Annotated in this window: 7 protein-coding genes and 1 pseudogene; 5 read left to right on the top strand and 3 right to left on the bottom strand. The window is 65.1% G+C overall.

Features of this window, described 5'->3' with window-relative positions; genetic code table 11:
* Positions 1-62 precede the first annotated feature (62 nt).
* Positions 63-1700, bottom strand: a complete 1638-nt coding sequence (locus tag ELR45_RS40230; RefSeq protein WP_165367383.1) for a helix-turn-helix transcriptional regulator — start codon at positions 1698-1700, stop codon at positions 63-65.
* Positions 1701-1868: 168 nt separating this feature from the next.
* Here ELR45_RS40230 and ELR45_RS01690 point away from each other — a divergent pair, with 168 nt between their 5' ends.
* The gene (locus ELR45_RS01690) at positions 1869-2702 is read left to right on the top strand and encodes an alpha/beta fold hydrolase (RefSeq protein WP_129662904.1); all 834 of its coding nucleotides are present in this window, start codon (positions 1869-1871) and stop codon (positions 2700-2702) included.
* An 86-nt stretch (positions 2703-2788) separates the two neighbouring features.
* On the opposite strand, the gene ELR45_RS01685 is transcribed toward ELR45_RS01690, so the two are convergent.
* Together ELR45_RS01685 and ELR45_RS01675 are read right to left on the bottom strand one after the other, a co-directional pair.
* Positions 2789-3106 carry a hypothetical protein gene (locus tag ELR45_RS01685; RefSeq protein ID WP_129662903.1) on the bottom strand — a complete coding sequence of 106 codons (318 nt, stop codon included), beginning with the start codon at positions 3104-3106 and terminating at the stop codon, positions 2789-2791.
* A 519-nt stretch (positions 3107-3625) separates the two neighbouring features.
* The gene (locus tag ELR45_RS01675) at positions 3626-6133 is read right to left on the bottom strand and encodes a glycoside hydrolase family 2 TIM barrel-domain containing protein (protein WP_129662901.1); all 2508 of its coding nucleotides are present in this window, start codon (positions 6131-6133) and stop codon (positions 3626-3628) included.
* Positions 6134-6586: 453 nt separating this feature from the next.
* Here ELR45_RS01675 and ELR45_RS01670 point away from each other — a divergent pair, with 453 nt between their 5' ends.
* From ELR45_RS01670 to ELR45_RS01650, 4 genes and pseudogenes are all read left to right on the top strand, one after another.
* Entirely contained in the window at positions 6587-7333 is a 747-nt protein-coding gene (locus ELR45_RS01670) for an IclR family transcriptional regulator (protein WP_129662899.1), read from the top strand.
* A gap of 377 nt (positions 7334-7710) precedes the next feature.
* Complete coding sequence (locus ELR45_RS01665) at positions 7711-8076, top strand: hypothetical protein (RefSeq protein ID WP_129662898.1); 366 nt, start codon at positions 7711-7713, stop codon at positions 8074-8076.
* Positions 8077-8290: 214 nt separating this feature from the next.
* Positions 8291-8605: pseudogene (locus ELR45_RS01655) on the top strand (GNAT family N-acetyltransferase); the annotation flags it as partial.
* Positions 8606-9136: 531 nt separating this feature from the next.
* Entirely contained in the window at positions 9137-9754 is a 618-nt protein-coding gene (locus ELR45_RS01650; RefSeq protein WP_165367381.1) for a CGNR zinc finger domain-containing protein, read from the top strand.
* Positions 9755-9770 lie beyond the last annotated feature (16 nt).

The raw sequence follows: 9770 nt of genomic DNA, 5'->3' as shown, positions 1-9770 counted from the left end.
CCGGGCGTCGTGGGCGGCGCGCATGATCGCCTGCGCGCCGTCGCGAATTGGGGTCTCGCCGTTTAGAGGGTGCCCATTTCGACGATGCGGTGTTTGATTCCGTAGGCGACTGCGGCGGTACGCGAGTCGACGTCGAGCTTGGTGAAGATGTTGGACACGTGCCGATGGATCGTGCGTTCGCTGAGGTGTAGCTCGTTGGCGATCGCGCGGTTCCCCTTGCCTCGGGCGATGAGGCGCAGGACCTCGATCTCTCGTTGAGTGAGTCCGTGTGTCTCGGGAGCAGTGTCTGTGGCCGCGACGATCCGGTTCAGCTGTTCCAGGTCCGGACGTGCGCCGAGTCGTTCGAATGTTTCCCGGGCTGCTGAGAATTCGAGCTGCGCACCGTCATGGTCAGCGAGCGCGCGGCAGGCCTGCCCGATCAGGACGTTCAGTTTGGCCACCTCGTGCGGGGCACCTTGCTCCTGCCAGGCTCCGACGGCCTGCCGCAGCAGTGGCAACGCTGTGCCGGGATCGCCCTCAGAGAGCGCCAGCGCGCCTGTGACGGTAGCCGTCTCGGCCTCGATGACAGGTGTCGTGAGCTCGCCCGTGAGCTCCTCGAACTCGGTCACTGCATCCCGGGCCGCCTGGATCTTCCCCTCTTCGAGGTAGATGGTGACCGCGGCCTTTAACAGGTCCAGGCGGTCGGGCTTCGCGCTCACCTCGGTCAGCGCCCGACGGATGCCTGCTGACGCGGCGTCGACGTCGCCTTGGGCGAGTCTGAGCAGGGCGAGTCCCGGTTGTGTCGGGCAGCCACTTTCCGCGGTGCGGCGGTAGGCATCTTCGGCGGCATCCCACTCGCCACGCAGCCGCCGGACCTCGCCGAGTTGGTAGTACGCGTGGCCGCAGACCCAACCGGCGTAGCCGTCGAGGTCGTCACAGACCGCGGCGATCTCGTCGAGGGCGTCCGGCCAGGCACCGTTGAGGAACATCAATCGTGAGCGGTAGATGCGGCAGTTCCCGAGGTACGCGCCTGCGAGACTGTCCAGCGAATCGAGCCACCTGGCCATCGACCGGTTCCACGCTCGGGCGCGAGCGAAGTCGCGTGCCAGGCAGCACCCGCGCACGGCGGCGCAGTAGATCCATGGGGTGACGCGTGGCGATAGGCCATGGTTGAGGAGAATGGCCATCGCCTCGTCCAGGTGATCGAGCCCGTCCTGGAGCCGCCCGTCGTCGATCAGGGTCTGACCCCACATGCTCAAGGCCCATGGGACCACCTCGCCCTGGCCTTCGTCGACGATCGCCCTGAGCAGGTCGTCGGCGCGAGCGCGGTTACCCGTCGTTCCGTGGAACATCGCCTCGGGGATCTTGAGCCACACGCTGCCGGCCATATCGGGGCCGAGGGTGCGGCTGGTCTGCTTGAGCCAACCGCTTGCCTGGACGGCCTTGTTGCTGTTCAACAGCGCCCACCACAGCCAGAACGCGACCTGCGCCGCGTCATCGAGTTCGTCGGCACTGACCCGGAGGACGAAGACACGGTGAAGCAGAGCGACCGCCTCGTCACCCCGGGCACAGACCTGGGCCGCTTCGGCGTAGGCTTCCAGATCCTCGGCGGCGAGCTGCTCTTCGGTGTCCGCCGCAGCGTACTCCGCGCACGCCTCCTCCCACCGGGAGGCCTGGTGAAACTCCCGTGCGCGAGCCACGTGTGCCGTGGCGGCTTCCATGCCCCCAGCATGGCCCATCAGATCGCAGATGGGTAGTTGTACCCACGCCCTCGGACTCAGGTTGGCGGCCAATGCCGATCCGTCCGGCTGCCCGGTCGGCCAGTCTCGAATCGGAAAGCTCGCAAGGCGGGCACCACCGGAGCCAGACCTACCGACTAAGGAGTTCCGATGAAGACAACAAACGTGAACGGCATCAAGTTGGCCTACGACGTCCAGGGTGAGGGAGAACCGGTGCTGTTCATCCACGGCGCCATCTGGGCCGACTTCCTTCGTCCGTTGGCCGAGCAGACGGCGTTCAGCGGGTTTCAGCGGATCCGCTATCACCGGCGCGGGTACGGCGAGAGCGCCGGACCGGCCGGTGGCTTCGACATGCAGGTGGCCGACATCGTTGCCCTGCTGGACCACCTCAAGGTGGACCGGGCACACCTTGTGGGTCACTCGGAGGGCGCCATGATCGCTCTCGAACTCGCAGCGTCCTCGCCCGCTCGGGTACGGTCCCTGGCGCTGCTCGAGCCGCTGCCGTCCAGCAGTTGGCTGGCCGCCGGCGAGTTCGCGGACGTGCTGGGAATTCTGGGTCCAGCGTTCGAGGCGATGGCGGGTCGTTACCAGGCGGGCGACATCGCAGGCGCGTACGGGCCGCTCTTCGAACCAGCCGGCCTGGATTGGCGCGCGGCTGCCGAAGCCGCAGGACCCGGCGTCGTCGACCAGGGCATCAAGGACGCGGCAACGTTCGTCGAGGGCGAAGCTTCCGCATTAGTCGAGTGGAACTACGGGGTCGAGCAGGCGGCAACGGTCGACAGCCCAGTGCTCTCGTGGTGTTCCGCTTCGCAGAACCCGATCAACCCTGCAACGCGAGCCTTCCTCTACGAGTTGTTCCCGCAGCGCGAGGAAGTCGTCCTCGAGGGTGCAGATCACTTCTCGGTCACCACGAACCCAGCGGCCGTAGCCGAGCCGATCGCCGAATTCGTCTCGCGGCACAGCGCGACCGCCGCACTCACGTGAGGTAGACCGACGAGGAACGTCGAGGGCCCTCACTGCCCGAATCCGCCGCAACCGTCCGACTGCGGCGCTCTCGAAGTGTCGACGGCCTAGCGCGCGAGTAGGCGAGCGAATCCGGCGTGCAGCTCGTGTACGCGTACCGACCCGCTGCCCAGCATCTCGGCCTTTTGCCGCAGGCGGTCAACGAGCGCGTCGTCCGGCTGGCCGTACACGTCGATAGCCAGCATGTTGATGAACTCACCGATCGGGCGGAACTTGGGCCCGGCCACGTTCATGTGGAACTCGAGCGATGCCGAGTCGGGATTGATGTGCAGGACGGTCATGCGGGTCCCGTCATCGCTGAAGTACACGTTGTATGCGAGGAGCCGTGGCTCGTTGGCTTCCACGAACTCCGTCAAGTCGGCCATTGCGGCCTTGAGCTCCCTCAACCGCCCATCCCGAACTTCGGATGTATCCACGTATACGATGGGCTGTGACCTGTCGGCGAAGGTCTCCATGTACGCATGGTGCTGCCTCAGACAGCGGCAACGCAATCATTTGCCGCGATTCGCTCCGTTGCGCGAACGGCGCGGCGACCGGATCCGGTTCCAGGCGGTGCAGTCGCTTGCCGTCCGCGGCCTTGGCCCGGTTCGGACGCGGTCCGGGATCGGCGCCGGTGCCGTACGAATCGTGGCCGGGTTGGATCGTCGGCGTTCTTGTTGTACTTCTCCGCTTCCATCTTCCGCGTGCAGATGCCGCAGTACATGATGCCTTTGAGCGCGTATTTGGACGGCCCTGGAGAGGCCCGCTCTGTGGGTATGGCTGACTATAGGTCCGCATCCAGCCGGGCACCATGACGAGGCGTGGCTCAAGAAGGGGCTGCCCACCTCGCCGTATGACGTGTGACACCGAGCTGTTCAACACACGTGCTCAGCGTCAAACGAGCGCTATGAGACCACCTGGAATTCGATGGAGGCGGGTGTGAGGCCCGGTGAGCTGACACTCACTTCCACGGTGCCGGGCTCGTCGTCGGACTGCACGATCGCCAGGAGCCTGCCCTGGAAGGCATCCCGCTCCCGCACGTGGTACTGCTGCAGATCCGACATGTTCCCGTTGTCGGCGCCGAGGTATTTCCCAGCCCCTTGGACGGACCAAGAGACCCGGTTGCTCGCTGTCGGCACCACCAGGCCGTTGGCGTCGACGATCTCAGCGGTCAGATGCGCGACATCGCGGCGGTCTGCGGCGATCTCGTCTAGGTCCACGGAGAGCCGGATCGCAGCCGGCTCCCCGGTGGTCGAGATCTCGGTCTCCACGGCGACATCGTCGAGCTTGCGGCCCACCGCACGGAGGGTGCCGGGCTCGAAGGGAACGTCCCACACGAGGCTGAGATCAGACGTAGTCCGCGGTGTACTCCGCTCGGGCGGGTAGTTGCCGTAATCTTCGATCATCCCGACGGCCGGATGCCAGTACCCCTTCGTGCCGAGTGATTTGTCGTTGAGGAACAACTCCACCGAGTCGCAGTTGGTGTAGCACCGCACAGTGACGATCTCCCCCTCTGAAACGTTCTGGTTCCAGTGCGGGTACAGGTAGACCATCGGTTCTTCGGTCCACTGACTCTGGTAGAAGTAAAATCCCGGCTTCTTGAACCCGCACAGGTTCAGCACGCCGCCGCTGAATCCTCGGCTCGTCGGTGAGAATGCCTCACCCAGGTAGTCGACTCCCGTCCACATGAAATCGCCTGAGGCGTAGTCCCTCGTCGAGATGAACTTGTACTGGTTCTCGACATCGATGCTGTGGTTCGTCGTGATATTCCCGCTCTCCGAACCCACCATGGGCTTGTCGCCCCAAGCCTCGCGGTCGACCTCCATGTAAAGGTGCGCGCGGTCATGCCAGCGATCGCAGTAGTTGTACCCGATGATGTCCATCTCGGCGATGAACTCGTCTGTCGTTGCAGCGCCCGGTCGCTCATGCCCCATGCGGTCGCATCCGACGGTGACCAGCCGTGTGGGGTCCTCCCGGTGGAACACCTCGTTGAGGCTTCTCAAGGTGAGATGCCCGTCGGGGTCTCCTTCGGGGGACTGGTCGGCGACCTCGTTGCCGGCGCTCCACAGGACGACCGAGGGGTGGTTGCGGTCCCGACGCACAACGCTCTCGACGTCGCGCTCATACCACTCGTCGAAGTAGGCGCTGTAGCCGTGTGGGTCCACCTGTGGCTTCGGCGCCCTCCATTCGTCCAGCAATTCGTTCATGATGAGGAAGCCCATCCGATCGCAGAGGTCCAGGACCTCCGTGGCAAACGGAGTATGGCCGGTCCGAATGGCGTTACAACCCATCTCCTTGAGAATCTCCAGCCGGCGTTCCCAGACGCGTAGCGGCACCGCGGCTCCGACCAATCCGCCGTCGTGGTGAAGGTTGACGCCATTCATCTTGACCTGCTCACCGTTGATCAGCAGGCCTCGATCCGCGTCGAACTCCGCTGTGCGAATCCCGATCGATGTGTCGTACGCGTCCACGACACCGTGTGGTTCTCCGTCACCCGGCCGGGTGCGGATGGTGCTCCTGACCGTGTACATGTTGGGGTCCTCGACAGACCACAGTGCGGGATTGTCGACGGCCACCTGTTGCGTGAACGTGTGGTCCTGACCGTGTGGGATGGTCCGGGCAGACTCCACGGTCTCGGCTGTCTGCCCATCGTCGTCGACCAGGTCCGTCTGCAGAGTGACCCGGACCGGGCGCTGGCCTTCGTTCTCGACTCGCGTCTTGACCTGCAGAGTGGCAGCCTCCTCCGAGGCTTCCTCGATGATGACCCAAGTGCCCCATTGAGCGACATGGACCTCGTTCATCGTGGTCAGCCAGGTGTGCCGGTAGATCCCCGATCCGGAGTACCAGCGGCTGTTCGGCTGGTTCGAGTTGTCGACCCGCACGGCGATGACGTTCTCGCCCTCGACGAGATGCGGCGTGAGGTCGTAGGCAAAGGGAACGTAGCCGTACGGCCGGTCGCCGAGGTGCTCGCCATTGATCCAGACACTACTGTTCTGGTAGACGCCATCGAAATCGACGAAGCTGCGCCGGCCCTCGCTGGTCGCCGGCGCGGTGAACCGCTTGCGGTACCAGCCGATCCCAGTCGGCACCCACCCGCCTGGACCCCCGGATGGCTCGTCCGGGCTCAGCGGGCCTTCGATACTCCAGTCGTGCGGAAGGTCGACGTCGTCCCATTCGGCATCGTCGAACGTCGGCTGCTCCGCCCCATCGGGGTCATCACGGAGGAACTTCCATCCGAAATCGAAGTTCTCTCGGCTGCGACCCTCTGCTGCCTCGTCGTCGGCGGCGTGTGCAGTCGCCATGCCCGCCGCGGCTGAGCCGACGCTGGCCGCGAGCACGCCGAGACCGAGGCCTGCGCCTCCACTGAGGAGCTGGCGCCGGGTGGCACCACTGGTCGATGTCTGTTCGGTCATGAGCCCTTCTTCCTCTCTGAAAACGGACTTAGCCAGCACATGTGTGATCGGTGACCTTGGTCCCAGCCGCGGACGCGGTGATGCGCGGCTGGACGCGACATGGTTCGACGGCAGCGGCTAGTGCGACTCGGAGGGATGCTGAACACGCCACTATCACCACCACTCGCCATCCTGCTTATGCGACTGCATAATATGCAGGACTACTGCAGACTGTGCAGTTCTTGTATGATTGTCGCGACACCTCAGGCTGTCAAGGGTGCGAAGTACCCGCAGATAGCGATGTTCGATTCAGTAGGTGGCGGCTACCGGGTGCCGGATCTGCGCGTCGTGGTATGGATTCCAAGGGCTTTGAGCGAGGCTGGCGGGTACCGTCAAGTCGATCGTGCGTGGAGAACCGGCGATGCCCGTCCGACGGTGAGTAGCGGCGCTCTAGAGAGGCTGAGGTGAGGACTCATGACGCAATCCGTCGACCGGGCGGTCGAGACGCTGATGTACGTGGCAGGCCAGCCGCGATCGGTCGGGGATGTGGCGAACCGGCTAGGTGTCCATTCGACGACGGCGCTGCGGATTCTCCACACGCTGCACGGCTGGCGGTTGCTGGAAAAGCGTCCGGACGGCACCTATCGGCTCGGGGCCGCAGTGCTCGCCTTGGGACAGCGTGCGCTCGAGTCCCTGGATATCCGTGAGATCACGGCACCCTTCATGCGGGAGCTGCACGCCGCAACAGGTGAGACGGTCCATCTCGCAGTGCTTGAGAACGGTCACGTCGTCTACATCGACAAGATCGAGAGCAAGCATCCGGTGCGCATGTACTCACGGATTGGCCTGGTCGCCCCACTGCACTGCACCGGCGTAGCGAAGGCGATTCTGGCCTACCTACCCTCAGCGGAAGTCGACGAGCTTCTCTCCAACGCCGATCTGGTCAAGCACACCTCCAACACGCTCACGACGCCGGAAGAGCTCCGTGCGGATTTCGAGCGCTCTCGCGAGCGGGGATACGCAATTGACGACGAGGAGCACGAGAACGGCATCCATTGCGTCGCCGCGCCCATACTCCACGCCGATGGAAGCGTCGCGGCGTCGCTGAGTGTGTGCGCGCCTGAGATGCGAGTTCCCCGCGATCGGCTGATGAGCTTCGTGGAGCCCTTGCGCCGTGCCGTGGCCGGGGCAGCCGCCGGCTTGGGCCGACCGGCGGGCTGACCCAGCGCCTTTGTCGCCAGCCACGGGACCATGCGGCAACGAGCGTTCACGCACCGGCGAAGATCCACGATCCCGACCTCGACGAGAACTCGGTCCTGGTGGTGTGCAACTGTGCGTGCTGGCAAGGTTCAGCTTGCCGCTGAAGGTACCTTCGACCTGGTGGTAGACGAGCCTGAGGTTGATGGCTCGGAAGAAGTTGTTGAGGTCCGCGGGCTCGGCGTCCGGACCGAAGACTTCGTCGGCTGCGTCGGCGAACATGCCCGTCGGCCACGTTGGCCGCTGGTCCGTTCCTGCGTCCGGTTCGTGCGTCGATGTGGTGGCGGGCGAGCGTTTCCAGAGCACGTCGGTAGGCATCCAGTCCGGCGTACGCTTGGCGGATGAGCCTTGCTGGGAGGGCAGCGCTGCCCGGGGCACCCGTCCTGATCTCGACGAAGCTGCACGTCCCGCGGGTGCGGTCGGGGGTGGTGTCGCGCACGCGCCTGGTTGCCCGTCTGGTCGGCGGGCGGGAGCGCAAACTAGCGCTGCTCTGCGCTCCCGCGGGGTGGGGTAAGACGACGCTGCTCAGCGAGTGGCTCGCCGCACCGGAGGAGCCACGGAAGTGCGCATGGGTGTCGCTCGACGGGGCTGACAGCGACCCCGGTCGCTTTTGGCGCTATGTGATCGGGGCGTTGCGAACGGTCCGGCCGGAGGTCGGTGAAAGTGCGCTCGCCGCGATCGACGAGCCGCTGGTTCTCGTTCTGTGACCGACGTATGTCGGCCTGTTCGCGCCCTTGGTCTTGAGACCGTTGACAGATTCGTCGGCCGCCACGCGACGTCCAAGTTCGCCGTACGCGCGCTCACGCAGGCCGCCGCACTTGAATGGGCCGAGCATGGGATCGCCGGCGCAAACCCCGACATCCTGCTCCGGAACCTGCCTCTCTAGCTTGGCAGGTTCCGTAGTTTGTGGTGGCACGTTGCCTTCTTGCCGCGCAGCTCCCGGCCGACGCACTCGCACGCGTCCACGCGTACAACGAGGCGGTGCGCGCTGTCCGGCCTCTGATCCCGTTCTGGTACCTCGGCGTCTTGGGCACCCACCCCGACCACGCCGGCCGCCGCTGGGGCCACGCCGTGATGAAAGCCGGACTGCGGCGGGCCGCCCAAGACCGACTGCCGGCGATCCTGGAAACGAGTAACCCCGCCAATGTCGAGGTGTACCACCGCGCTGGCTGGGAGGTGGTGCGCTCGGTAACAGACCCGCTGCCGATCTGGCTAATGCAACAGTTGCCACACTGACCGTGCAGGACCCTTCCCGACGGCGTGTGCGTGGGGCGAGTCGCAGGTGGCCTTCGTGCTGCGATTGCGGACGGAACTTGGTCCCGACGACATGGCCCTCATCCAGTACGACCATGACACCGCTCACGTGGCCGGTCTGTTCGGCTCGCTGCTATGCGTTGCCATGGCGGTGTGCAAGCCGGCGAGTGTGTCGTCGGCTGCGATGTCGTAGGGCTGACGACCGGCCGTCGACCGGTGACGCGGACGCGCCGAAAGGCCCGGACCAGGCGGGCAGCAAGGGTCGGACGGTGCTCCACGGTGGGCGCATTGGGGAGCGCACTGAACATGGGAGTGCTTTCGTACCGTCGGCCGTCGTCGAGTCTCATCGCTGCCAGTGCGGTTGCGACCCCGAGCATGTTGTCCATGACCAACCCCTCGCTGATCGGAAGCCGTCGTGACCAGGCAACTCACGGCGTTTCCAGCTAAAATGATTATGGTGGAAACACCTTAGTGGTGGCTCTGCCAATGTGTCAACTGGTAAAATTGGTTTCAATGGAAACAGTCGATGACGTCACACGGATGCGCTTGGTCGGTGGCAATCTCGCCCTGGACTTCGTCAACACCCGGACCGGACCGCCCGATAGGTCTGACGATGACGTGCTTATGGGCTACCGCGAGTTGGTTGCATGGGGCATATACGCGGGTGCTCTCATCGAGGCTGAGGCGGCCGTGTTGCGCGGGTTGTCTCGCGACGATCCGGATGGAGCTGACGCGACGCTCGAGCGGTCCCTGCGCATCCGCGACGCTCTCGACGACGTGTTTCGGTCTCTGGCAACCGGCCGGGATCCCGGCGCGTCCGTGCTGGATCGGCTACGCGATGACGAGGCCGACGCGCTCAGTCATGCACGACTCGAGCGGGACGGCACGTTCGCATGGACGTGGCGCGGCGATCACACCCTGGAAAGGCCGCTACGGCCGGTGGTGCACGCAGCGATCCAGCTCCTCACCACCGGAACGCTGAACCGGATCAAGGGATGCCCCGGCTGTGGCTTCCTCTTCCTCGACGAGAGCAAGAACCGAAGTCGCCGGTGGTGCAGCATGGACGACTGCGGAACCGCTGAGAAGATCCGGCGCTACGTCGCCGCGCGACGTTCCAGTGCATCAAGATGAGCGGCGCGGCGCGTCC

It is taken from the genome of Phytoactinopolyspora endophytica (assembly GCF_004138495.1).
GTDB lineage: Bacteria > Actinomycetota > Actinomycetes > Jiangellales > Jiangellaceae > Phytoactinopolyspora > Phytoactinopolyspora endophytica.
The sequence above is the reverse complement of the archived record's forward strand: the minus strand, read 5'-3'. Positions and strand labels throughout refer to the sequence as shown.

Excerpts from the sequence above, each read along its gene's own strand:
- ELR45_RS40230 (WP_165367383.1), bottom strand. The coding sequence starts at position 1,700 with ATGGAAGCCGCCACGGCACACGTGGCTCGCGCACGGGAGTTTCACCAG.
- ELR45_RS01690 (WP_129662904.1), top strand. The coding sequence starts at position 1,869 with ATGAAGACAACAAACGTGAACGGCATCAAGTTGGCCTACGACGTCCAG.
- ELR45_RS01685 (WP_129662903.1), bottom strand. The coding sequence starts at position 3,106 with ATGGCCGACTTGACGGAGTTCGTGGAAGCCAACGAGCCACGGCTCCTC.
- ELR45_RS01675 (WP_129662901.1), bottom strand. The coding sequence starts at position 6,133 with ATGACCGAACAGACATCGACCAGTGGTGCCACCCGGCGCCAGCTCCTC.
- ELR45_RS01670 (WP_129662899.1), top strand. The coding sequence starts at position 6,587 with ATGACGCAATCCGTCGACCGGGCGGTCGAGACGCTGATGTACGTGGCA.
- ELR45_RS01665 (WP_129662898.1), top strand. The coding sequence starts at position 7,711 with ATGAGCCTTGCTGGGAGGGCAGCGCTGCCCGGGGCACCCGTCCTGATC.
- ELR45_RS01650 (WP_165367381.1), top strand. The coding sequence starts at position 9,137 with ATGGAAACAGTCGATGACGTCACACGGATGCGCTTGGTCGGTGGCAAT.